This window comes from Anaerolineales bacterium, from assembly GCA_015075725.1.
Lineage (GTDB): Bacteria > Chloroflexota > Anaerolineae > Anaerolineales > Villigracilaceae > Villigracilis.
Window position 1 is genome coordinate 4,120,840 of sequence record JABTTV010000001.1, and the last position, 22,257, is coordinate 4,143,096.

22 protein-coding genes are annotated in these 22,257 nt (G+C 53.5%); 10 read left to right on the forward strand and 12 right to left on the reverse strand.

The features are described 5' to 3' along the window. Positions 1–17 precede the first annotated feature (17 nt). From HS100_19755 to HS100_19790, 8 genes are all read left to right on the forward strand, one after another. Positions 18–656, forward strand: a complete 639-nt coding sequence (locus tag HS100_19755) for a hypothetical protein (protein ID MBE7436161.1) — start codon at positions 18–20, stop codon at positions 654–656. After that, positions 653–2,338, forward strand: a complete 1,686-nt coding sequence (locus HS100_19760; protein MBE7436162.1) for a tetratricopeptide repeat protein — start codon at positions 653–655, stop codon at positions 2,336–2,338. Before HS100_19755 ends, HS100_19760 begins: the two co-directional genes overlap by 4 nt. A gap of 20 nt (positions 2,339–2,358) precedes the next feature. Beyond that, on the forward strand, positions 2,359–3,156 hold the full coding sequence (locus HS100_19765) for an HAD family hydrolase (GenBank protein ID MBE7436163.1): 798 nt from the start codon (positions 2,359–2,361) through the stop codon (positions 3,154–3,156). Between the two features lie 22 nt (positions 3,157–3,178). After that, positions 3,179–4,072: a DMT family transporter gene (locus tag HS100_19770; protein MBE7436164.1), complete on the forward strand. Its 894-nt coding sequence runs from the start codon at positions 3,179–3,181 to the stop codon at positions 4,070–4,072. Positions 4,073–4,088: 16 nt separating this feature from the next. Continuing rightward, positions 4,089–4,493, forward strand: a complete 405-nt coding sequence (locus HS100_19775; GenBank protein MBE7436165.1) for an STAS domain-containing protein — start codon at positions 4,089–4,091, stop codon at positions 4,491–4,493. Positions 4,494–4,706: 213 nt separating this feature from the next. Next, entirely contained in the window at positions 4,707–6,113 is a 1,407-nt protein-coding gene (locus HS100_19780; protein MBE7436166.1) for an AAA family ATPase, read from the forward strand. 1 nt (position 6,114) lies between these two features. Continuing rightward, positions 6,115–6,573 carry a dual specificity protein phosphatase family protein gene (locus HS100_19785; GenBank protein MBE7436167.1) on the forward strand — a complete coding sequence of 153 codons (459 nt, stop codon included), beginning with the start codon at positions 6,115–6,117 and terminating at the stop codon, positions 6,571–6,573. Beyond that, positions 6,573–7,199, forward strand: a complete 627-nt coding sequence (locus HS100_19790; protein ID MBE7436168.1) for a histidine phosphatase family protein — start codon at positions 6,573–6,575, stop codon at positions 7,197–7,199. Before HS100_19785 ends, HS100_19790 begins: the two co-directional genes overlap by 1 nt. A 52-nt stretch (positions 7,200–7,251) precedes the next feature. On the opposite strand, the gene HS100_19795 is transcribed toward HS100_19790, so the two are convergent. The 10 genes from HS100_19795 to HS100_19840 all read right to left on the reverse strand — a co-directional run bounded on the left by HS100_19795 (position 7,252) and on the right by HS100_19840 (position 19,749). Beyond that, positions 7,252–10,086, reverse strand: a complete 2,835-nt coding sequence (locus HS100_19795; protein ID MBE7436169.1) for a M20/M25/M40 family metallo-hydrolase — start codon at positions 10,084–10,086, stop codon at positions 7,252–7,254. A 545-nt stretch (positions 10,087–10,631) separates the two neighbouring features. Continuing rightward, positions 10,632–11,936 carry an aminotransferase class I/II-fold pyridoxal phosphate-dependent enzyme gene (locus HS100_19800; GenBank protein ID MBE7436170.1) on the reverse strand — a complete coding sequence of 435 codons (1,305 nt, stop codon included), beginning with the start codon at positions 11,934–11,936 and terminating at the stop codon, positions 10,632–10,634. A gap of 218 nt (positions 11,937–12,154) precedes the next feature. Continuing rightward, positions 12,155–12,451, reverse strand: coding sequence for a MoaD/ThiS family protein (locus tag HS100_19805; protein MBE7436171.1), 297 nt, complete (start codon positions 12,449–12,451; stop codon positions 12,155–12,157). After that, positions 12,448–13,560: an exo-alpha-sialidase gene (locus HS100_19810; protein MBE7436172.1), complete on the reverse strand. Its 1,113-nt coding sequence runs from the start codon at positions 13,558–13,560 to the stop codon at positions 12,448–12,450. Before HS100_19810 ends, HS100_19805 begins: the two co-directional genes overlap by 4 nt. A 71-nt stretch (positions 13,561–13,631) precedes the next feature. Then, positions 13,632–13,946, reverse strand: coding sequence for an antibiotic biosynthesis monooxygenase (locus tag HS100_19815; protein MBE7436173.1), 315 nt, complete (start codon positions 13,944–13,946; stop codon positions 13,632–13,634). Position 13,947: 1 nt separating this feature from the next. Then, positions 13,948–14,235, reverse strand: a complete 288-nt coding sequence (locus HS100_19820; GenBank protein MBE7436174.1) for a hypothetical protein — start codon at positions 14,233–14,235, stop codon at positions 13,948–13,950. A 7-nt stretch (positions 14,236–14,242) separates the two neighbouring features. After that, complete coding sequence (locus tag HS100_19825) at positions 14,243–14,602, reverse strand: VOC family protein (GenBank protein ID MBE7436175.1); 360 nt, start codon at positions 14,600–14,602, stop codon at positions 14,243–14,245. Positions 14,603–14,804: 202 nt separating this feature from the next. After that, a complete protein-coding gene (locus tag HS100_19830) occupies positions 14,805–16,586 on the reverse strand; it encodes an SUMF1/EgtB/PvdO family nonheme iron enzyme (protein ID MBE7436176.1) in 1,782 nt (593 codons plus the stop codon). A gap of 112 nt (positions 16,587–16,698) precedes the next feature. Further along, the gene (locus HS100_19835) at positions 16,699–17,769 is read right to left on the reverse strand and encodes a hypothetical protein (protein MBE7436177.1); all 1,071 of its coding nucleotides are present in this window, start codon (positions 17,767–17,769) and stop codon (positions 16,699–16,701) included. Between the two features lie 111 nt (positions 17,770–17,880). Next, the gene (locus HS100_19840) at positions 17,881–19,749 is read right to left on the reverse strand and encodes an AMP-binding protein (GenBank protein MBE7436178.1); all 1,869 of its coding nucleotides are present in this window, start codon (positions 19,747–19,749) and stop codon (positions 17,881–17,883) included. A 226-nt stretch (positions 19,750–19,975) separates the two neighbouring features. Between HS100_19840 and HS100_19845 the strand changes: the two genes are divergently transcribed. Both HS100_19845 and HS100_19850 read left to right on the forward strand, forming a co-directional pair. Beyond that, positions 19,976–20,503 (forward strand): hypothetical protein, encoded by a 528-nt coding sequence (locus tag HS100_19845; GenBank protein ID MBE7436179.1) that lies wholly within the window; start codon positions 19,976–19,978, stop codon positions 20,501–20,503. Positions 20,504–20,514: 11 nt separating this feature from the next. After that, complete coding sequence (locus HS100_19850; GenBank protein ID MBE7436180.1) at positions 20,515–20,877, forward strand: hypothetical protein; 363 nt, start codon at positions 20,515–20,517, stop codon at positions 20,875–20,877. On the opposite strand, the gene HS100_19855 is transcribed toward HS100_19850, so the two are convergent. Together HS100_19855 and HS100_19860 are read right to left on the reverse strand one after the other, a co-directional pair. Beyond that, entirely contained in the window at positions 20,866–21,270 is a 405-nt protein-coding gene (locus HS100_19855) for a nitroreductase family deazaflavin-dependent oxidoreductase (protein MBE7436181.1), read from the reverse strand. The genes HS100_19850 and HS100_19855 overlap by 12 nt on opposite strands. A 14-nt stretch (positions 21,271–21,284) precedes the next feature. Continuing rightward, complete coding sequence (locus HS100_19860; protein ID MBE7436182.1) at positions 21,285–22,178, reverse strand: radical SAM protein; 894 nt, start codon at positions 22,176–22,178, stop codon at positions 21,285–21,287. Positions 22,179–22,257: the final 79 nt, after the last annotated feature.

Genomic DNA, 22,257 nt, shown 5'->3' on the forward strand with positions numbered 1-22,257 from the left:
CCAAAGGAGAAGAATGTATGGAAAAAAAGAGTAACTTCAAATCGTGGGTTGCCGTTCTCACCGCGCTGGTGACCGTCCTTGGCGCAACCGCTGCGTGCCTTGCGGCAGTGGCAGTTTCCAGCGCGGGCGATTCGGATTTCGCCGGGTTGGACGCTTCGATCCGAGCCCAAAAAGCCGAGATCATCAACCATGTGAACGCGTATGAACATTACCGGGCGTTCACAGATTACTTTCGTTACAACGAACTCGGCTATCTGATGTACGACCCGAACGCAGATGCCGAGACCGATGCCCGGAATGCAAATGTCCAGGATGAGGTCTGGGGGCTGGCAAGCGGGATCAGCTCGGTGTTCTTCAGCCCCCGGTACATCAATTCTGACGGACACTATGACATCGAACAGGAATTGCAGGAAGCGTATGCGCAAGATTCGCAGGATTCCGACCTTGATGCCCAGCCCTATTTCGACGAATCGGACAGGCTGAGAAGGCAATCCTCCTTTCTCACTGCGGATATGATCGTGCTCGCCTTTTCGTTCTGGTTCCTGACCCTCGCGCAAGCGACCGAAAAGAAGATCAAATACGTTTGGGCAGCGCTCGGTGCTCTTGCAGGTCTGGCCGGGCTTGCAGGAATCATCATCGGGAGGTTTATGATATGAAAAACGAATCCCGCAACGAACAACGCTTCGAAAACATGGTGACGGTCATGATCGCCTCCGTCGCGATCTGGGTTGCGATTACCGCCTATTATCAGAACTACGCCTCGAACATATCGGACCAGGCAAGGCGTCGCGCGCAGCAGTATTCCATCGAGGCAACCAAGCATGAGGTGAATGGCGCCATCCAATTCAGTTACGAATGGCAAAGCGCATTCCAGACATGGGAGGAATTAGGCTGGCAGATCACCGCCGCCCAGCAGGTCGGCGACACAGCAGCCGAGGAACGATATAGGGAGTTGCAAAATCGGATCATATCCCTCAGCAAATTGCTCGGGCCGGAATACTTCGATCCCGATGTTGGTTGGCCCGACTCGGGCAAATACGAAGCGGATACGTATCTCGTCGAAGCGACACGGCTTTCCGAAACGTATCTTGCCGAATCTGAACTGGGAAATTTCACCGACAATACTGCCGACGCGCTCATTGTGCAGATCACCCTTTTGACGGTTTCGCTCTCATTATACGGTCTTTCAATGGCGTTGAAGGGCAGGGTGCGCTGGCTGTTTATCGTGGTTGGAACAGGCATTGTCGGTTTGTGCATGCTTTGGCTGGGCTGGTCACTGTTGGAGTTGTTCATCCGTCCCGAAGTGGACCCGGAAGCCATTCAAGCATATGCCGATGGTGTGGGATTGGCGTACCAGGGAAGGGATGCCGAAGCCATCGACAAATTCACCCTCGCCATCCAGGAAAACCCATACTACGCCAAGGCGTATTATGAGCGCGGTCTTTCCCATTATTCACTGGGAGATCTGGAAACCGCCCTGTCCGAAATGGAAGCCGCCCGCGAACAAGGTTTGGACGATACAAGTATCAACTGGAACCTGGGGTGGACGTATTATCTCACGGGGCAATATGATAAAGCCTTTGAAGCCAATGAACGCGTCCTCAGCGGGCGCCCCGAAGTTCTCGGCGTTAGGATGAACCAGGCAATCAGTTATCTCGTCAATGGCGATTTTCAAAACGCGCAGGCGCAATATGACGTTTTGATCGACGAGGCGGTCAGGCAGGTCCAGGTCGCGCGTTCGCAAAACGCTGAACCTTCAGCTTCGCTGTGGTATTACATGGACGCCGGCGCGCTCGACCTGCAAAACCTGATCGATTCACTGGACGGCAACATCAAACCGTGGACTCAAGCTCCTTCACCAGATTTGGTACGGGGCGACCATGCCGCTGTACGCCAGTTCGCGCTCGAACAAATGAAACGGCTGAAAGAATCAACAGTTGCCCTGGAGTACACGGGACAATTACCAACCGCGGGAGATTCGATCCGGCTGGAACCTTTCGTGTTCGGTCAGATCACCGGAGAAGACGAGCAGGGCTTCATCACAGAGTTCGAACCGGCGGCGGACAATATCATTCCGTTCGGCGAAGAATCCTTCACTGTGGAATTCACCTATTCCGGCAATGCGCCGAAGGAAATGCTGTGGAAGGTATATGTCAACGGTTATGAAGACCAGTCCCTCCGAATTGTGGATAAGACCGATATCAGCGGCGGCAGCACCTGGTACAAGACCTTCGGGTATGAATTCACCCAGACATTCATCCTGAGAGAGGGCGAATACCTGGTGGAACTATACGCGGATAACATCCTTGTCCAAAGCGGAACGTTTTACGTTCAGTAACGAAATCCACCCTTTTTCCCATGTTCAACGGGCAGTCGTCGGGTTACAAACGTGAGATGACTGCCCGTTCCATTCCTGTGTACACTCCGATCCGTTATCTGCTGTTCGATCTCGGCGGCACGCTCATGCATGCGCGGGGAGATTGGGAACCCGTCCACGACAGGGCGGATGCTGCGCTTGCCCGAACACTTTCTGATTACAATATAAAACTGGATGCGCAGGTTTTCCGCACCAGATTGCACGAGTATTATGACCAGAGGGATAAGGATTTCCAGGAAACCACCTATCACTTCGTCCTGCGGGAACTGCTCAAAGAGTTTGGTTATGATGAAATTCCGGAATCTGTTCTCCGGTCCGCGCTCGATGAGCTGTATCTGATCACCCAGAAAAATTGGGAATTGGAATCCGACACCATCGAAACCCTTGAACGGTTGAAGGCTGAAAATTATCGATTGGGGATTTTCTCGAACGCGGGCGATGACAAGGATGTTCAGGATCTGGTAGAGTCTTTCGGCATTCGGCATCACTTCGATTTTGTCCTGACCTCGGCCGCATGCTTTTATCGCAAACCTCATCTGCGCGCATTCGAGATCGCACTTGCGCGATGGAATGCAACCCCCGCTGAAGCTGTGATGATCGGGGACAGCCTCGAAGCGGACATCGTCGGTGCGAAACAAGCGGGAATGATCTCGATCTGGATCACACGCCGCGCCCAATTCAAGGATGAAGACATCCGCCGCATCAAACCCGACTTCAGCCTGCGCAAACTCTCTGAACTATTACCCACCCTGGAGCGGATCGCCATCTCGCGTCGATGAGTTCGGGGTACAATACTGCTCCATGCCCCGTCAGCGCCTTCTTCCTTACGCCGCACTTTTGATCGGAATCACATCACTTAGTTTATCTGCCATGTTCGTGCGCTGGGCTGATGCTCCCGGCACGATCACAGGATTCTATCGCCTCATTATTTCGACCGCAATTCTGACCCCGCTCTTCATCCGGCAAAACCTGCATTCGGAAAAGATCCAGAGGAATTACCTGATGTTTCCAATCCTCGGCGGGATGTTCACCGCGTTCGATTTTTCCCTCTGGAATACATCGGTCAAGTATACATCCGCGGCAAATGCAACCCTGCTCGGTAACACCGCCCCCCTTTGGGTTGCGCTGTTTGCTTATTTTTTCTTTCGCGAGAAACTCCTCCCAAAATTCTGGCTCGGATTATTTTTCGCACTGGCAGGCGCGGCATTGGTGGTGGGAAGCGATTTCCTAACCCATCCCACGCTTGGCTACGGAGATTTGATGGCAAGCGCGGCCGCGATCTTCTATGCCTCCTATCAACTCACCACCCAGCGCGGACGCATTCACATCGATCCCTTTCGTTATACCTGGCTGGTATGCGTCAGTGCCACTATTTTCATCTTCGTCATCAATATTCTTTTGGGAAATCTGTTCACGGGATATTCCGCGCAGACCTGGCTGATATTTCTCGCCACAGCCATCGTCTCCCAGACTGTAGGGTATCTTTCCATCACTTATGCCCTGGGTTATCTGCCCGCTTCCATTGTGGCGCCCACCCTTGTCGGGCAGCCCATTCTGACCACTGTCCTCGCCATCCCCCTGCTGGGAGAGGTCCCGGCTCTCATTCAATGGATCGGCGGCGGAATCGCCCTGGCGGGTATCTATATCGTGCATCAATCTCACAAACAAAAGACCGAAGAAACGCCCAACGCCTGAATAAAGGAAAATCCCCATGCTGGACATCAAATCCACCACTCGCGTCGCATCAATCCCCGTCAACATCGTTCACATCGCCGGCGACATCGACTCATCGAATTTCCAAACCTTTCAGTCCTTTTTGGACGATCAGGTTGCAAACGGTTCACGGCATTTCATTCTAAACTTCAATAATGTCAACCGCATCTCCAGCGCCGGTCTGCGCGTCATCCATAACCTGTTCAATAAACTTCGCGAGCTCCATAAAGACGTGGATGACGATGAACTTCGGAAACGCATGAGCACCGGGATTTACAAATCGCCTTATCTCAAGGTCGTCAACCTATCAGCCGCGGTCGAGGAGGTCTTCCGCCTGGGCGGTTTCGACATCTATATCGAAATCTTTCAGGATGAAGAGCAAGCGGTCAACTCCTGCCATTGAAATTGAGTTATCCCTTCGAAAGGTATTCGGGCCTTGTTCACTCCAACTGGCGTTGATCATCCCCCGGACACCCACACGGATTTTATTTCCGTCATCGCTTCGTGGGAACCGGCAGGCATCGACGCGCAAATAAGCCGATCGACTTACTCAAAAAAGACGTGCCGCGCGTCCTTTTGAATCCCGGTAAAAATCAAGAATGCTATAATTTCCAAAATGCCAGACCTATTCGATCACGCCATGCAGGAACGTATGAAGCAGGAAGCACCCCTCGCGGCGCGGATGCGTCCGCGAACGCTCGAGGAGTACATCGGGCAGGAACACATCATCGGCGAAGGGAAATTACTCCGCCGCGCCATCGAAGCGGACAGGCTTTTTTCGTCCATCATTTTGTGGGGACCACCCGGCACCGGCAAGACCACGCTGGCGCAAGTCATCGCAAACACCACCAAAAGCCATTTCGTCACCATATCCGCGATACTGGCGGGGAAAGCCGACCTGCGTGTCGTTATCGATGAAGCGCTCGAAAGACGGCGATTACACAACGAGCGGACACTCCTGTTCGTGGATGAAGTCCATCGCTGGAACAAGGCACAGCAGGATGCGCTTCTTCCTCACGTCGAGGCGGGTGTGGTCACGCTCATCGGCGCAACGACAGAGAATCCATATTTCGAGGTGATCAAAGCGCTGATCTCGCGTTCGCGCGTATTCCAATTGCGGAATCTGAATCAAAATGAAACGGGCATTTTGATCGACCGTGCCCTCTCCGACAAAGAACGCGGGTATGGCAACAGGAACATCACAATTGACGATAACGCCCGGTCGCATCTCATCGAAGTCGCCTCGGGCGACGCCCGTAATGCTTTGAACGCCATCGAACTGGCCGTCGAATCAACCGCACCGGATAAAAACGGCTTCATTCACATTACCCTTGACGTCGCACAGGAATCGATCCAGCGCCGTGCAGTTCTCTATGACAAGGATGGCGACGCGCACTACGACACGATTTCAGCTTTTATCAAGTCTGTGCGCGGCTCGGACCCCGACGCGGCATTGTACTGGCTAGCAAAAATGATCTACGCCGGAGAGGATCCGAAATTCATTCTGCGTCGACTCATCATCCTCGCTGGTGAAGATATCGGCCTTGCAGACCCGATGGGTTTGGTCGTCGCCTCGTCCGCTGCCCAAGCCTTCGATTACATCGGGCTTCCCGAAGGGATCTATCCCATCGTCGAAGCGACGCTTTATCTTTCCACCTCGCCAAAATCCAACTCCGCGGGCGCATATTTCAAGGCGATGAAGAAGATCGAAGACGAAGGACAGATCTCAGTGCCGCGTCATTTGATGGATGGCAACCGGGATGCCGCCGCGATGGGGCACGGCAGGGATTATATTTATCCACACGAGTTCGAGGGTCATTTCACGCCGCAACAATATTTACCAAAACGTTTGCTTGGCACCTATTTTTACTCCCCCTCAGAAGAAGGTTACGAATCACAGGTCACTGCACGACTCGAGATGTGGCGCGAGGCGCAACGAAAGGCGTTGGGCATCACCAAGGTGGAAAATATTCCTGCCATGAGCGAAGAGCAGATCCAGGAGATGAAGAGGAAGATCAAATAGCATGGACGAGATCCGTCCGTGGTTATTCATAGGCGCGTACCGCGATACGATGAATAAGAGTTATCTCGACCTCAATTCCATCCGCGCGATGTTGCAACTTGCCGAACACGTGGAACAGCCGGGTATCGTTTCACTTTATCTGCCTATCGAGGATGTCGCTCCGATCTCTCACGAACATATCCGGCGGGGCGTGGATTTCATCCGCGAGCATAAGCAAAAAGGCAATCGTGTGCTGGTCGCTTGTGGCGCAGGGGTGAACCGTTCGAGCGCGTTCTCCGCCGCAGCATTGAAAGAAGAAGATGGCCTAGGTTTGTTTGATGCCTTCAAAGAGGTCAAGAAGCGCCATCCCGAATCCATGCCGCACGAGCCGGTCTGGATTTCGCTATGCGAGTATTACAACGAGTCCACGCCGTTTTTGGACGTGATGCGGCTGGGAATCGAAATTCACAAAGGAACATAATGCCTCTCCTGTTGCTCATCCGTCACGGCGAAAACGAATATGTGAAGACCGGGAAAATGGCCGGACGAATTCCCGGCGTTCACCTCAATGAAAAGGGACAGAACCAGGCTCAGGCGTTGGGCGAGGCGTTGAAAGTAGTTCCTCTCAAAGCGGTGTATTCCAGTCCGCTGGAACGTGCCATGGAAACTGCTCAGCCTATCGCCGAATCCCACAAATTGCCGATCATTAAGGAACCTGCCCTGATGGATACCGACATCGGTAAATGGCAGGGGAAGACGTTGAAGATGCTCCGGTTGACAAGGGTCTGGAAGATCGTACAGAACTCACCGTCACGTTTTCGATTCCCGGAGGGCGAGTCGTTCATCGAAGCGCAGACGCGTTACGTGGGGACGCTCGAGCGCATCATCCAAAAACATCACAAGCCTCAGGATGTGGTGGCAGTGGTCTTTCACGCCGATCCGATCAAACTGACGGTGGCACATTTTCTGGGTATGCCGCTGGACCACTTTCAGCGTTTGAGCTGCGACACGGGCTCGCTAACGGCGCTGCATGTAAATGAGATGGGGGCAAATCTAATTAAGTTGAATCAACGCCCGCCGTTTGATTTTCTACAAAAGAAGAAGTAGGGCGGATTACCAACACAGCACCTGGGGTGGGCGCAAGTGTCCGGCCCCGCAATTACTTCCACAACTTCGCCAGTTCAATCAACGATCGGTAATACGGCTCGATGCTGGGAATGAAGTGCGCCTCGTCCTTTGCATGTGGGCCGATGCCGGATTGTCCCCATACGACTGCCTGCCCGCCGGGAGCGAATCGTGCACTGGTGCCGGGTAACTTCTTCCCGAGTCTCGGCTCTTCACCACCTGAAGCCTGTTTGACTGCTTCGATCAACGCTTTCAACGCCGGATTATTCGGGTTGCAGGAGACGCCGTTTTCCATTACGGAGAACCGAGCTTCGAGACCGATTTCGGCACAATAGGCTTCGACCGCAGACCGCAGGCCATTGACATCATCCTGGGGGATGGGGCGAATCTCTACGCCAAGAATCCCCTCCCCGGCAGTGACGTTGTAAATACCGGGCGTGCCAACACTGATAAATGGGAACTTTGCCTGCGATTGCCACCCATCGGATGATTTGAGTGTGAGATGTTTATCGAAGATTTCGTTCAAGTAAGAACGTGCGGCGATTAGTTTTTCGCTCAAGTCTCCAGTACCTGCTATTCCTGTATGTCCTTTCGCCCCGCGCGCGATGACATCAAAACGCATGACGCCGCGATTTTCGACGCAGATTTCTCCGTAGAGTTCGATTCCTTTTTCACCCGTTCTCTCACCCGCAATGAAAAGGGATGGCGCTAAATCCAATTCCTTCAAGACGTGCGGTGTGCCCCAAGCTTCGGCTTCGCCGTTCTCTTCATTGCCGACTAGTAGTAAAGCAATATTTGGTGTCGATCCGGCATCACTTTTCAATCTGGCTACGCGCAAGGCATCCTTCAACCACACCAGGTACGTTGCAACGACGGTCTTCATATCCGCGGCACCCCTTCCCCGCAGATAATCGCCTTCGATACGCGGGGTGAACTGTGAGTCGTCTGGTTCAGGTTCGACGACGTCAAAGTGACCTGTTAAGAGTATTGGAGGATTGGAGGATTGTTGATTAGGTAAATGGTTATTAGTAACTGGGAATTTTGCGAAGACCGCTGGATACTTTCCGTCAAAGAAATTGGTTTCGAGACCTGCGCCACGGAGGTAGTCGTCAATCAAGGAAGCGGCGCGATGGACTTCGTCGAGGCGTTCGTTGGGAGAGGCGGTAACAGACGGGATGCGAATCAGTTGTTGGGCCAAATCAAGGATTTCGGAAGTTTTATCGGGGTAGGAAATTTCGATGACCGCCTGCTCGCGCGGACGGAAGCGGATGGGCGCAGTGGGAATTTGGCGAATCACATCACGGGACCGGTTGATATACTCAGCAATCTTGGAGGCATCGCTACCGAGGGAGAGGTGGTCAGAAGCGATTCGTTCGATATCGGCTTTCACCTGCACTTCGCGTTCGTAGAATAATTCCTTCAATATCGTGAGCGGAACCTCGTCGTTTTCACCGAGCTCCATTTGCAGGCGCGCACGGATTTTTTCGGAGTCGTTGCGTCCGCCCTCAGCCATTTCAATCAACGGCAAAAGATCATCCCCCAGGTTCAAGGCTTTTGCGAGCGGCTTGACTTCGTTAAGAGCCCATTTGAGAAAGGCGCGCACCGACATGGGTTTGCCAGTGAGCGGGTTCTCGATCTCGGCGCGTAAACCATATTGAGCGGCAAGTTTTTCGTTGGCACGGGCGCGGGAAACATCCTCGCGGTCGTAACGGAAAGAACGCGCAAAGGTCGGATCGGAATAGATACGCAGCAAAAGCAAATATTTGAATGTCAGGTTGGCGATATCCAGGTCGAGCGAATGACCGCCTTCATCGGTGCGGATTTCGACGCGGCCCATCGGCAGGTTGATGCGCGCCATCAGGTTTTGTTTTTCGATTTGGAGAGCCATCTCCTCAGGTGGAGTCGGCTGACCGGCGGCAAACAAGCCGCGGGCGTAGAGCGAGGCAAGTTGGTCGCTCGTCGTGGAGATGATCCGCTCGACGGGTTCAGCAAAACTACGGGCGCGGATGGGAGTCCAGTTGTTGTTCCCAAAGCGGACGCCGCGGCGCACAAGGTCGTAGGAGATTTGCAGATAATCGTTGTACGAACGATAGAGGTCGGGGAGGTCGATGGCGGGCGGATTAGGGAAGGTGAGATTGCGAATCGAATCGAACTCGGTGAGGGCGACCACAGCGCGTCCGCCGCGGACCTCAGCCTGCATCGGCGTCGAAGCGGAAGTTGCCACGAAAAGCGAGGCGAAGGCTCGCAGCAACCGCGTGGCGGTTATGTAAAATTCGGATTTGAATTCATCAAGATGCATATCGCCGCGCTCGGTGGTTGAGAGATGCATGAAATCCCATGCAAAGAGCGGATCGGGCAGGGACATGTTCGTATGAATGCCGGTGGTCGCCAGCGTATCGCCATAGAGATCCACGCATTTTTCGAGATAGCGGCGTTTGGCGATCCCCCACTCCCCAGGAATGGAGTGATGACCTATGTCGGTGAGGAAGAGCAGGTTGCCATGCCAATAATGGAGTCGTTCGCCGAAATTGATACCCGCCCGATGTAACGCATTGATGAGTGAGGCTTCTTGCAGGCGCGCTTCGTAGATCGCTCCACGCGGACTGTAATACGGGCGCGTCGCCCATTCGATCATCCAGTGGAAGACTTCAAGCTGACTGAACTGATTTTGCCACGGCGGTATGCACTCGCCGCGGAGATAATCTACAAACGAATGTTGGCTGGGTCCCGCGCCCACAGTGAGCAACGGACGCAGGTCTTCATCGAGGAGATTCCATTCTTGTTCGAAGCCGTTGAGTCCGCTGAAGGGTTTTTCCTTCGTGGCTTGCTCGAGGGCGAGCAGGTATTTGTCGGCAAATTTTTGGGGCATGGGTGAGTCCTGATAAAAAAGGTTATTGAAGGGCTTTGAAAGAGGAAGGAAGAAAGAGAATGGAAAGTGGAAAGTGGCAGGTCAAGACAATTCGAAAACTATGCCCTTTGTTCATCGTTGATAAAGAAAAAATCAAAAGTTATTCTATTAATCTCTCGAAAGCGGCTTCGGGTTGTGGTGTCCGTCCACGAATTTGCACGAATAAACGAATAAGAACAATCGTATATGGGCATTCGCGGCTAGTATTGTCTGAGTTTCTGTTAATATTACGATCATGAGTAAAGACCTATCAGATTACCAAAAGACCTGCCAGTGATTTGAGAAAAAATACGGAATGACTTCCGATGAATTTCTGCTCAAATTTGAATCTGGAGAGTTGGGCGACTCACAAGGTTTTTTCGATTGGTTTGCCGCAAAACGCGCGTTCGATTTGCAATATACGAGACAGGAAGAATAATTCTACCCTCCGCTCGTCGCCTCTTTCCTCTTTCTTCTTTCGTCCACTTTCCACTTTCCACGCTTGCCTTGAGCGAAGTTGAAGGGTTCTATCTTTTCAAACTCTCCAACCCCTCCATCAACCTCTTGAACGCACCTTCAGTCCGGTCGACGGGGGTGGCGTAGGAGAAACGAATCCATTCGGCGCCGAAGGGTGAGAAGAACGCGCCGGGGACAACGGCAACGCCGTGATTTTCGGCGAGGTATTGACCGAGGGGTTCCGTGTCTGCCCAGCCTTTGGCTTTGATAAACTCACCCACGTTGATAAAGGCGTAGTAGCCTTTGCCGATGATGTGTTGCATACCACTCTCAGCCAGCAACTTCTTCAAAATGACGCGGCTGGCATTGGTCGGTTCGATGATGGATTTCGCGGCTTCGGCGAATCCCATTTCGTAGGCAGCCATTGCGACCGCCAGTGAGAAGAACGAAGGCATGACCGTATGCGAGGCACGCGCCGTAATGAACTTGATTATGGATTCATCCGCAATCAAGTGGCAGTTGCGGATATTCGATCCGCCGAGCGATTTGGTGATCCCATCGAGGAACATAATGCGCTCGCGTTCTTCAGGCGTGAAATATTTGAGGAAGGAGTTCAAATCCATGGGCGATTCGTCGGTCACGTAGTGATACATCCAATCGATGAGGACGAATGCAACTCCTGCTTCCAAAGCGGCTTTGGCGAGCGAGACTTGCTTCTCGACTGCGATGGTCAAGCCTGTAGGATTATCAGGGTTGGTGATGACGAGACCAGCGATTTTCCGTCCCGTGGTTTCGGCGAAATTCACGCTTTCACGGATCGCTTCTTCTGAATATGCCCAGCCCTGCGCGGGGTCGCCTGGCGCCCAGAGGACATTGGCACCGACTCCGTACGGTCCCCAGTTGTAGGAAATCCACGGGACGCGCGAAACCATGATGAGGTCGCCTTGACGTCCGTGACCGAGGGCGAGCATGGCTTGATAGGCTTTGACGAGGGCGTCACGTCCTCCCGCGGTGCCAAGCACGTTGGCAGGTCCCCAACCTGACGAAGAGTCCAATTTCCAATATTGCTCGATCACGGATTTGCGATAGGCTTCGGTGCCGAAAGGCATATCGTAAGCCGTACCATGCTCCAACTGGAGTTGAAGCGCGCGTTCGAGAATCGGCCTGGGAGTCCCGGGTAACGACGCGCCTCCGTCACCCTGCGAGGCGTCGAAGATCTTGGCCTCCGGACTTTTATCTTTATAGACCTTCAGCGATTTATTGATGAGGAACATGCGCGAGGGCGGAATATCCGTCAACTGCTTGAGATGGCTGCTGACGGGAATGAGATTCTTCTCGTCGACTGCGAAAACGGGAGTGGTATTGGGAATGGACATGATTTCTCTCCTCAAGAAAAACGCCCCGAATGGCTCGGGGCGCTGGGATTACTTAGTTTGTATGAACTTGTTGCTGTTCACCAGGTAACCGCCAACATCCCATCACCGATCCGGTGACAGTATTATGAAGGTTGGTATTAGTATCGCAGTAATGCTGGCTGAACATTGGGCGCAAGGATACCACCACGGATTAACTGCGTCAAGAAACTGCAGAATGGCTATCCGCCAGCCATTGCGCCGACAATCCGAAACGGTTCCGTTCCGTCCAAAATCGATTCGGGGAGAATAACATCATAGGCATCCAGAGACCAATCCCTCCCGCAGGCAAAGAAGCGGATGAAGGGGCGGCGTTCGCCGGTGATCTGGTCCCGAATCGTCCCGCGCAGAACGGGATACCGATTCTCAAGCGCATCCAATATCGACCCGATGCTTGGTTCAGCCTCGATGGAAATCTCCACCTCCCTGCCGGTGCGTGCCAGGTTTTGCAAGTGATATGGGAGTTGTACTCGGATCATTTCAGGGTTTGAACTTCGACGGAAAGAACCGCGGGGAGATCCCTTGCGATGGCAGTCCAACTATCGCCAGAGTCGGAAGAGGCGTAAATCTGTCCGCCGGTTGTGCCGAAATAGATGCCGCATGAATCGAGAGCATCCACCGCCAATGCGCTTCTCAATACGTTGACATAACAATCGCTTTGGGGCAGACCCTTCGTCAAAGCTTCCCATTCGTTCCCGCCGGAACGGCTGCGATAGACGCGGAGTTTTCCGTCGGGAGGGAAGTGCTCCGAATCGCTCTTGATCGGAACGACATAGATGGTATCCGGCTCATGTGCATGGACTGCGATCGGGAAACCGAAATCGCTGGGCAGGTTGCCGCTCACTTCATGCCATGAATCGCCGCCGTCGTCGCTGCGATTAACATCCCAATGCTTCTGCATAAAAAGGATGTTCGAATTCGAAGGGTGCATCGCGATGTTATGAACGCAATGTCCGACCTCGGCATCGGGATCGGGCAACTCGCCGGACTTCAAACCCTTGTTGATGGGTTGCCAGGTTTTGCCGCCATCATTGGATCGAAATGCCCCCGCGGCGGAGATTGCAACGAATATTCGATTTTGATTATTCGGATCAAGGATGATCGTGTGCAGGCACATGCCCCCCGCGCCGGGCTGCCAAAGATGTCCCTTCGTTTCGCGCAGACCGGGCAACTCCTGCCAGGTCATGCCGCCATCAGAGGATCGGAACAATGCCGCATCTTCCACGCCGGCATAAACAGTGTCGGGGTCCCTAAGCGATGGCTCAAACCGCCAGACGCGTTTGAATTCCCAGGGATGCTGCGTCCCGTCGTACCACAAATGGGTACCTGGAACTCCATCATAGGCAAAATTATTTCCAACCGGCTCCCAGGTTTCTCCGCCGTCGTTCGAGCGCTGGACGATCTGTCCAAACCAACCCGAAGATTGCGATGCATATAACCGGTTCGGGTCTGCGGGTGAGCCGTTCATGTGATAGATCTCCCATCCGGCAAAATGCGGACCGGAGATCTTCCATTTTTTACGTTTTCCATCCGATGTGAGAATGAACGCGCCTTTGCGCGTCCCGACCAAAACTCTTACTCCACTCATGGCTACTCTCCTTGTAATTCAAATCAATAAAGCTAAGGGAAACGGAATCGTAACACGTCTGGTTCAGTTCATCATTGATGTACCGTATCAATCCCAAACCCGCCAACGACTCGCATTTCCGAACCACCCGTCACACCTGCGATAAAAGGTGACGCCTCAGCAATCAAGGCGCGGACGTCCTCATTGCGCAGGGAGTCGGCGTGAGCTTCTTTATCGTCCCAAATCTCGAAGACCGCGACTGTATTTTCGTCAGCGAGGTCTTCGAGGACGATATAGGTCCGGCAACCGCGCAAGCTCAAAGTCAGGGCTGAGGCGCGTAAAAGGATTTCCGCCAGTGCGTCTCGTTTACCAGGCTGGACGGTCAACTTTCCAAATCTTGAATACATCTCAACCCGATCCGAGTTCGACCATTTGAGGCTTTGTCTTTGGCACACGGCGGATCTCCCCGCGCGCTTCGAGGTCCAATTTGACTGTGGTGAAATACCACATCACCGACCCGCCGAAATTTGACTGCATCCGGTCTTCGAGCAGGGCGGCGAGTTCCATAAAGGTCATGGCGCCGTCACGTTTCAAGGTCTCGAGAATCGCAGTCCGCATATCCTCGTATTTCGTCTTCTCGATCCTTACACCTTTTTTCGAGGCATCCGGATGCAGGGTTAAGATCGTTTCGGTCATGGTACACCTACGGGTTCGTACCCTGATATACCGCAAGGACATTTCCGTCCGGGTCTTGGAAGACTCCATACCAACCCATGCCGGGAATCTCCGTCTTTTCGTGCAGGATCCTGCCGCCGAGCATTTTCACCTTCTCGAGGTCTGAATCGACATCATCACTGTCGATGTAAACCGTCACGCGACCGGCCGGATTTTCATCGGACACTTCGGGAAAACCACCCCCCGAGCCATCCTCCGCTTCCCACATGACATAATTCATCTCCGGCATCGGCATGATCTTCCACCCGAATAATTCCCGGTAGAAATCCGCGGCTTTATTCGGATTAGCGGCAGGTATTTCAACATGGACAACGTTTCTTTTTGACATGACAATCTCCTCTGGGAAAAGTGGATACGAATGCTCCCATTATAGAACATTTTTTCTATTTTTTCAACCCCACCAGAGGAGGAATTTCCCGCCTCGTTCTAAGCCGGAGCCTGTCACCCATCCATCAACTCATACCTTGCCGTAAGAAAAAACCGCCCTTTCAAAAGGACGGTTTTCATGAACCTAATTTCTCGAATTCAAATTATTTGTTCAACGGAATGCTTCGGAGTTCACAGGCGTCTTGCGGTTCGTTCCAGCGGCAGTTGAGATTCGCCACACAGTGGGCTTCCGTCGCAATGGGCGCGCAGACTTTGTCCACCCATTCGGAGCATTTCACTGTGGTCACCCGCACCGTGATACAACCTGTGCCGCCTAGCGATTCTTCCTTGACGGGCACACATGCGGCTGAATTCGAGTCGAAGATGAATCCCGGCGCGCAACTGGGAGTCACGCCTCCGGCGCCCGGCTGGCAGCATTGGAAGTTTTCGTTATAGGAATATCCGGCGGCGCATCCGGCATAGGTCTGGGATGCCAAAGTCGCATTATCGATGCCAAACGGTGCATTTGTCTCACCGTTCGGAGGCGCGCACATTCCCGCCAGATCATCGAAGTACAACCCGATGGGGCATGAACCGTCCGGTCCTGGACCGACGGCGCAGGATTGCTGCGAGCCGCGCATGACAGTCACATACCCGATGGGACATCCCCCGGCTGAAGGTTGAGCGAGGATTGGGGTGTAGGAACAAGCGCCAGTGGCTGGATCGAGCGTGTATCCGGCATCACAAAAAGCATTCAAACTGGAAACATCCGGCTGATTCGTACAAGCCGGGTTACAGACCACGATTTCGTTTGTTGATTCGATACTGCGCGGACCACGGCAGGTAAGTGTGCGAAGCCCGCCCTCCGATGTCTCCGTACATTGAATGCGTGTGCCGCGTTCCTCCCATGTGGCACCAAACGAGATTTGCACCACGCCGAACCCGTCACCCTGCTGGCAGAATTGATTGACCTGAACCCCCTCCGGCAAGGCGCAGGAATTTACAGCGGCAACTTGATTTGCAGGGACGTGAGCCGTCAACTGGCAATATGGCGCAAACGGTTGCGGATTGGGGACCACACAACGGAAACCGATGTCGCGGCCGCTGTCGGTCTGTTCGTTGTAACGCCGGATCGAGGTTGCGATCTGTTCATCATCGGTTTCGAAGGAGCTGCCGCGCACAACACGATACGTCCCGGCTTGCGGACCGGTTGGATTCTCGACCGGCGATTGGTTGTAATATTTCGCGTCATAAAGGTCGAAGATCCATTCGAATACGTTCCCCGCCATATCATATAAGCCGAACGGACTCTTCCCATCGGCATAAGTGTCCACATTTGTCGTGCGTCCGTAACAATTGGCAAAGTTCAACACGCCGCAGGTCGGTTCGGAATTTCCCCAGGGATAAGTATTCCCATTCACGCCGCGCGCCGCTTTTTCCCATTGCGCCTCGGTGGGCAGGTTTCCCTGAATCCATGAGCAATAGGCTTGACTCTGGTCCCAACTCACACCGACGACCGGATGGCTGGCGTATTCAGGATTGGTAAAGACAGGACCTCCGAGCTCCTGGTTCGGCGGAGTGCAAACGCCTGCCTTTACGCATTGGTCATACATCCGGTTCGTGACCTTGGTTTGCTGAATCCAATATCCATCCAGCATTACCGAGTGCATGGGCGCATCGAATCCGCCATCCCCCATGGTAAAGTTCCCGGCAGGGATGTACACCAACACACTTCCGTCGATCCACTTGATCGTCTCTCCATTTTGTGGACCGCCAAGCGCAACCGGCGCAGGGGGCAGATCCGGGGTTGCCGTCGCCGCTTCAATAGGCGGGTTCGTCGCCGTCACAACAACAGTGATCACCTCCGGTGTCGGCGAGCCGCACGAAGCGATGACGAACACAAATGAGAGGAACGATCCCAGGATCAGATTTCGTACCTTTTTCATTCAATCTCCTTTTCTCACGAATTGCGAGACCGAATTATTATAATGCAAGGAAAAACAAGGTCGGCAAAAGCCGACCTTGTTTTCATCAAATTTTCAGTTTTGTTTTCTCACATCAAGGACCGGTACAGACACAGACGGGCTCGGAATACGCCGCTGTGAGCGGTATCGTACATACGATGTTCTCTGGCGGACAGCCTCCGTCGATCTGCTCCTCGCCAGCCACTGAGCCAGGCAGCGGGCAAAGTCCCGGTTCCCGGCCGGTGGGCTGGAATCCGATCGCCATGCGGCATGTGTTATCGATGGCGGAAATCTCCTTGATTGGATAAAAAACATTCAATTCGATCAGGGCAGCCCCAGCCTGCTCATGTGTGAAGTGATCGCTCAGGTCAAACATGGACGGGTCCAAATCATCTTCCCCAGCCCACAGCCCGGCAAGGAATCGTTTACTCCCGTTCAAGATATCTGTTTTCATGGCAAGGTGGACAATGTTCGGGTCCGCTGATGATATTCGCACCCAGGCAAGGTCCGGGTCTGAGCCGACACCGGGACCGAATTCGAAGGATTCATATCCATCGCCGAATTCAGGTTTCTCATCCGTAGCTGCGGCAACGGCACCGCCGACATCGTCATTCGCATCAAACCATGCTTCCACGCCATCCGTGGTCCAATCTGTCGAAACAGGGTTGGAAGCAAGGATCAGCCAATCGCCGCCGCCGTCCAGATCCAGGTCGATCTCCACGCCGTACCTGCCCTTCAATTCGCGGCTGGCTTCGTCGCTTTTCAGAGCGATGGCTACATAGATCCAATTTTCGTCCATGTATATGACGCCTTCCTGGATGTCGATAAAGGGATAGTATTCATCCATGGTCTCGGAATTGAATGGGCGTTCGAAACGTGTGAACGTGAACCGGTCGCCGCTCGGCGCGCGATTGTCGTCCGCAGTGATCGAAGAATCCTGGTCGCCGACCACGCCGCTTGGGGTTTCGGGAAATTCTCCCGGGATGTCCTTATGTTCCACGGTCGCAGTCGCTTCCACGGTTGGCTCGGCAACCTGGGTTTCGAGAGCAGGAGCCTCTGTTGCTTCAGTACCCGTCACATCCTCTGCAGATTGACTCGCCCCAAGATTGCATGCGGAAAGAGAAACCATTGCAACAATAAACAAAGCACTCATTTTAATGTTCATGACAATAAATCCTTTCTATGAATCAGTATACATGCCGAAAACCAGCACCGGCAATAGGATATAAGTCGGGTCTGGGACCGATTCGTGAGAAACACAAATAGGACATTCGTCTTATTTCGCGTTCTTAATTTCATCGACGGCAGACGGATTGACCAGCGAAGAAGTATCTCCCGGGTCCATACCCAGGTACGCCGCGCGAATCATGCGCCGCATCACCTTGGCATTGCGCGTCTTCGGCAAGTCCGAAACAAAGAGGATTTCCTTCGGAGCGAGTGGTTTCCCCATTTCCGCAACGACCATCGCATGCAATTCACGACGAAGAACCGCGTTTCCCTCCACGCCGGGACCGGTCACTGCAAAAAGGACCAGTTCGCTTCCCTTGACTTCATGCGGCACACCGATCGCCGCCGCCTCCGTGATCGAACTGTGCCGGACAAGAATCGACTCCACCTCGGCCGGTCCCAATCTTTTTCCGGCGATCTTGATCGTATCGTCCGAGCGTCCAAGGATGTACCACAACCCATCGTCATCAATCGCCGCAAAATCCCCGTGAACCCAGACATTTTCCCAACGCGACCAATAGGTATCCAAATACCTCTGCCTATCCTTCCAAAAACCCCTTGTCATTCCGATCCACGGTGACTTGATTACCAATTCTCCGACAGCGTTACGGATAGATTTGCCGTTTTCATCCACCACGTCCGCGTCCATGCCGGGGCAGGGCGCGGAAAAGGAGCATGGCTTGAGCGGCAGGAGCGGGTTGCCCATAATGATGCCGCCGCTGATCTCTGTCCCGCCGGAGTAGTTGATGATGGGAATCTTCGAGCCGCCCACTTTCTCGAACAACCACATCCACGGGTCGGGGTTCCACGGCTCGCCGGTCGAGGCAAAGCATTTCAGCGAAGACAAATCGTGTTTCTTAAAATGCTCGTCACCATGCGGAATCAACGAACGGATCAGCGTCGGCGAGACGCCCATCTGATTTATCTTGTGCATTTCCGCCAGTTGCCACAAACGCGCTGGTGATGGGAAATCCGGCGCGCCGTCGTACAGGAACATCGTCGCCCCCAGAAGCAGGCTTCCGAATACCAGCCACGGACCCATCATCCAGCCCATATCTGTCATCCAGTAGATGACATCTCCACGATGCACATCCGTCCCAAAAGCCATATCCTGCGCAGCTTTGACGGGAAATCCACAATGAGTATGGAGCGCTCCCTTCGGCTTGCCTGTCGTACCTGATGTATAGATAATCATCAAAGGGTCTTCAGCGTCGGTCCTTTCGGTCTGCGCCTCATCGCTTTGACCATCCACCAACTCATGCCACCAATGATCTCTTTCTTCCTTCAGATTAATTTTCTGCCCGGTTCTTTTCAGAACGATCATGTGTTTCAAGGTTGGGATTTGCTCCGCCGCCTCGTCTGCGACGGACTTCATCTCCACTGCCCTGCCCCGCCGAAATGCACCATCCGCCGCGAAGAGGGCTTTTGCATCGGCGTCCGTCATGCGCGAGACGATGGCGCCCGCGCCGTAGCCTGAGAACAACGGCAGGATAATTCCACCTATCTTCGCAATCGCGAGCAGCGCGATCACGATCTCCGGCGTCATTGGCATGAACAAACCGATGGCGTCGCCCTTCCCCAACCCCAGCGATCGCAGGGCGTTGACGGCTTTATTCACTTCTTTATTAAGTTCTTCGTAGGTGAGCGCTTTTGTAATCCCCTCTTCGCCCTCAAAGACAACAGCGGTCTGCCGTCCACCGTCCATCGTCCATTTGTCAACACAATTATGGACAATATTCAGTTTCCCGCCCACGCACCACTTCGGGAATTGAATCCCGCCGCTCAAATCCACGGCTTGCGAATACGGTTCGTAGAATTGAATGTCGAGAAATTTCAAGGCCGCATCGGTGAACCAGTCCACATCGTTTGTGGAGCGTTTCATCAGTTCATCGAAATCCGCAATGCCGTGCAGGCGCATGAACCTTGTCAGGTTGGCGCGTTCGATGTGATCCCGCGAAGGTGTCCAGACGATCTCGCCGCTAAAAGTGAATTGTTCCGTCATGGGGTGTACTCCTCTTGAGTGGTGAAGCCGATTCTAACCTCAACCGCGATGAATGGGCAGAATTCACCAATAGTACGAATGGCTTTTCCCCGTTTAGGGGCATCGGCGTATAATCCTACAATTACCAGCCGGAGGATGTCCCATGCCTGAAAGCACAATGAATTTAAAATTGATCAAATGCCCGAGTTGCGGCGGTCCCATCGACCCGCCAGGCGGGGAAAGCACCGCCAGATGTCCTTATTGCGGGAGTTCGGTGATCATTCCGGAAAGTTTGAGGAAGCCGGTCTCATCGGGAAGCCAGCCGTCATCTGGAAGTCTTTTCACCAGCACGAACATGAACTCAATGCTCGGTTATGGCGCGCAATGGTCACAAGTCGTCCAGCTGGCGCAACAAGGCAGAAAAGAGGAAGCGGTTCAGAAATATATGAGTTTCTCGCCTGTCAGTGAAGCGGACGCCCGCCGCACTGTGGAGGGATTGGCGTCATCGCAGGTTTACGATGTGAGTGCTTATACTGCAAGCGTTGCCCCCATGATCGCAAGTTATACAGACACGGCAAAAAAGATCACCGCCTGGTCGTTTGGTTTCAGTTGTTTGATCACAGGATTCATCATGGTGGTGATACTGCTTATCGTCGGCGGGACGCTCTGGGCGGTATTCAATTCTTTCTAGCTGCCGCACTTATGATAGATCGATCATTTTCCTGCCCAACCTGCGGCGGACCGAACGAATCCATCCCCGGCGAAAGCCGAATGGCATGCGCCTATTGCGGGGTGAATTTAATAATTCCACAGGAATTACTGGTGAAGGCAAAGCCATCACTTGAGAGAAAGCCCCCGATAAAAGGACCAGTGCCTACCCACGATAGCGATGCGCCTGATTTGCTGCGCAAGGCGCAGCCTACCGTCATCAAAGCTTGGAATGCCTACGCTTACTGGACATGGATTCGCTGGTTATTCCCGACCTGCCTGACCATCCTCATCGCCGGGTTTCTCGTTTGCGGTTTGTTCGGGGTATTCCCGCTGATCTCCCGTTTATTTCGATAGTTTGAATTTTACAAACAGCCTGTCCCTTGCAACTCTCGAAATATCTTCAGGATTTGGGGTTCGGTCCTGGATGCGGATACCGAGAGTCTTTGCAGCGCGCGGCACATAACCGAGATATTCAACGAGGCGCACCTCCACAGACCGCTGACCCAATTCCGGCTCGGCATAAGCGAAAACTTGATTATGCCTAAGAAATAACTCGACCTCTGCGCCGTCTTGCAGGTTCTTCCACCACGTCCGGTTTCGCGTGGTAAGCACCCAGAGGTGATCATCCTTTTCATAAAACCCAACCGGGGTTGTAAATATCCTTCCCGTCTTTCGCCCTGTCACGGTGATCAGCATCATTCCACCGCTCAACAATTTATGGAACGGCGAACGCAGAACCCAACTCATAAAGTCATTGCCATTCATACGAAAACACCATACATTTGATCCGGCGCAAGCAGGTCGGGGAAGCGGGCTCTCAGCGTAGTCCGCGCTTCATAGCACAGGTGACAGGCGTCGGCGTAGGACGAGGCGTGCTCGAGATTGAATTCCGTCACCAGCGCAGAGGGTCCCCCAGAGAGCAGGAGTCCGCAGATGGGATGGGAATCCGGATCGTATTCTTCACAGATTTGCTTGAGCGGTTTCTGGAAGAGGTTGCCGATGACGATCCCCTGACAGATGTGGATATTGCCAAACGGGTCAAGATGGACGCGGCCCGGCTCGCGCAGATCTTCGTGCGGGCAGGAATCGAATCCTTCCCATGCATGTCCCGGCGCTTTTTCCGCAAGTTTGACCGCCGCGCGGCCGCGATACATCACGCCGCTTTCCTCCTCGGCAAGTTGACCGTGCGACTCTCGAGATTCTTCTTCGGGTTGAGCGACGCTGATCACGCCGGTTGGAATTCCAAGCCATTTTGCTGCTGCAACGGCATTTTGCGAACCTTCGCCCAGCATATCTTCACAATGATACAAGTCGCTGCTGACAGATAGATCGCTCAGCCTGCCCGTAAACGGGCGAAGATATTCGACGGCGTCTGGAACCGAGGTTGCCCAAAATGAGTTCGAAACGATGCCGACCTCGAAACCCATGTCGGCTGCAAGGTGGACAGCCTTCTTGAGAACGGCATAATACAAGAACGGCTCGCCGCCTTCGAAGTAAATCGACGTGACCCCCGCTTGTTTTGCCTGATACATAACGTCTTCGATCTGTTCGAGGGTCAATACGCCTTTTTGACGCGGACTCCCCCAAACAAAACAATGATCGCACTCGTACAGGCATTGATAGGTCAAGAGGATGTGCAAACCGCTCAGTTTCATGATGGACTCCTTGCGTATACCTACTTTACGCCTTTCGAGAACGAGAGTCACGGGTCAAAAATCACTTTTTCCCAATCCA

Excerpts from the sequence above, each read along its gene's own strand:
- HS100_19845 (MBE7436179.1), top strand. The coding sequence starts at position 19,976 with ATGCCTGAAAGCACAATGAATTTAAAATTGATCAAATGCCCGAGTTGC.
- HS100_19805 (MBE7436171.1), bottom strand. The coding sequence starts at position 12,451 with ATGATCCGAGTACAACTCCCATATCACTTGCAAAACCTGGCACGCACC.
- HS100_19840 (MBE7436178.1), bottom strand. The coding sequence starts at position 19,749 with ATGCGCCTGCACGGCATTGCGGATTTCGATGAACTGATGAAACGCTCC.
- HS100_19800 (MBE7436170.1), bottom strand. The coding sequence starts at position 11,936 with ATGTCCATTCCCAATACCACTCCCGTTTTCGCAGTCGACGAGAAGAAT.
- HS100_19770 (MBE7436164.1), top strand. The coding sequence starts at position 3,179 with ATGCCCCGTCAGCGCCTTCTTCCTTACGCCGCACTTTTGATCGGAATC.
- HS100_19815 (MBE7436173.1), bottom strand. The coding sequence starts at position 13,946 with ATGTATTCAAGATTTGGAAAGTTGACCGTCCAGCCTGGTAAACGAGAC.
- HS100_19835 (MBE7436177.1), bottom strand. The coding sequence starts at position 17,769 with ATGAACATTAAAATGAGTGCTTTGTTTATTGTTGCAATGGTTTCTCTT.
- HS100_19860 (MBE7436182.1), bottom strand. The coding sequence starts at position 22,178 with ATGAAACTGAGCGGTTTGCACATCCTCTTGACCTATCAATGCCTGTAC.
- HS100_19785 (MBE7436167.1), top strand. The coding sequence starts at position 6,115 with ATGGACGAGATCCGTCCGTGGTTATTCATAGGCGCGTACCGCGATACG.
- HS100_19790 (MBE7436168.1), top strand. The coding sequence starts at position 6,573 with ATGCCTCTCCTGTTGCTCATCCGTCACGGCGAAAACGAATATGTGAAG.
- HS100_19775 (MBE7436165.1), top strand. The coding sequence starts at position 4,089 with ATGCTGGACATCAAATCCACCACTCGCGTCGCATCAATCCCCGTCAAC.
- HS100_19825 (MBE7436175.1), bottom strand. The coding sequence starts at position 14,602 with ATGTCAAAAAGAAACGTTGTCCATGTTGAAATACCTGCCGCTAATCCG.
- HS100_19760 (MBE7436162.1), top strand. The coding sequence starts at position 653 with ATGAAAAACGAATCCCGCAACGAACAACGCTTCGAAAACATGGTGACG.
- HS100_19810 (MBE7436172.1), bottom strand. The coding sequence starts at position 13,560 with ATGAGTGGAGTAAGAGTTTTGGTCGGGACGCGCAAAGGCGCGTTCATT.
- HS100_19820 (MBE7436174.1), bottom strand. The coding sequence starts at position 14,235 with ATGACCGAAACGATCTTAACCCTGCATCCGGATGCCTCGAAAAAAGGT.
- HS100_19755 (MBE7436161.1), top strand. The coding sequence starts at position 18 with ATGGAAAAAAAGAGTAACTTCAAATCGTGGGTTGCCGTTCTCACCGCG.
- HS100_19850 (MBE7436180.1), top strand. The coding sequence starts at position 20,515 with ATGATAGATCGATCATTTTCCTGCCCAACCTGCGGCGGACCGAACGAA.
- HS100_19830 (MBE7436176.1), bottom strand. The coding sequence starts at position 16,586 with ATGAAAAAGGTACGAAATCTGATCCTGGGATCGTTCCTCTCATTTGTG.
- HS100_19795 (MBE7436169.1), bottom strand. The coding sequence starts at position 10,086 with ATGCCCCAAAAATTTGCCGACAAATACCTGCTCGCCCTCGAGCAAGCC.
- HS100_19780 (MBE7436166.1), top strand. The coding sequence starts at position 4,707 with ATGCCAGACCTATTCGATCACGCCATGCAGGAACGTATGAAGCAGGAA.
- HS100_19855 (MBE7436181.1), bottom strand. The coding sequence starts at position 21,270 with ATGAGTTGGGTTCTGCGTTCGCCGTTCCATAAATTGTTGAGCGGTGGA.
- HS100_19765 (MBE7436163.1), top strand. The coding sequence starts at position 2,359 with ATGTTCAACGGGCAGTCGTCGGGTTACAAACGTGAGATGACTGCCCGT.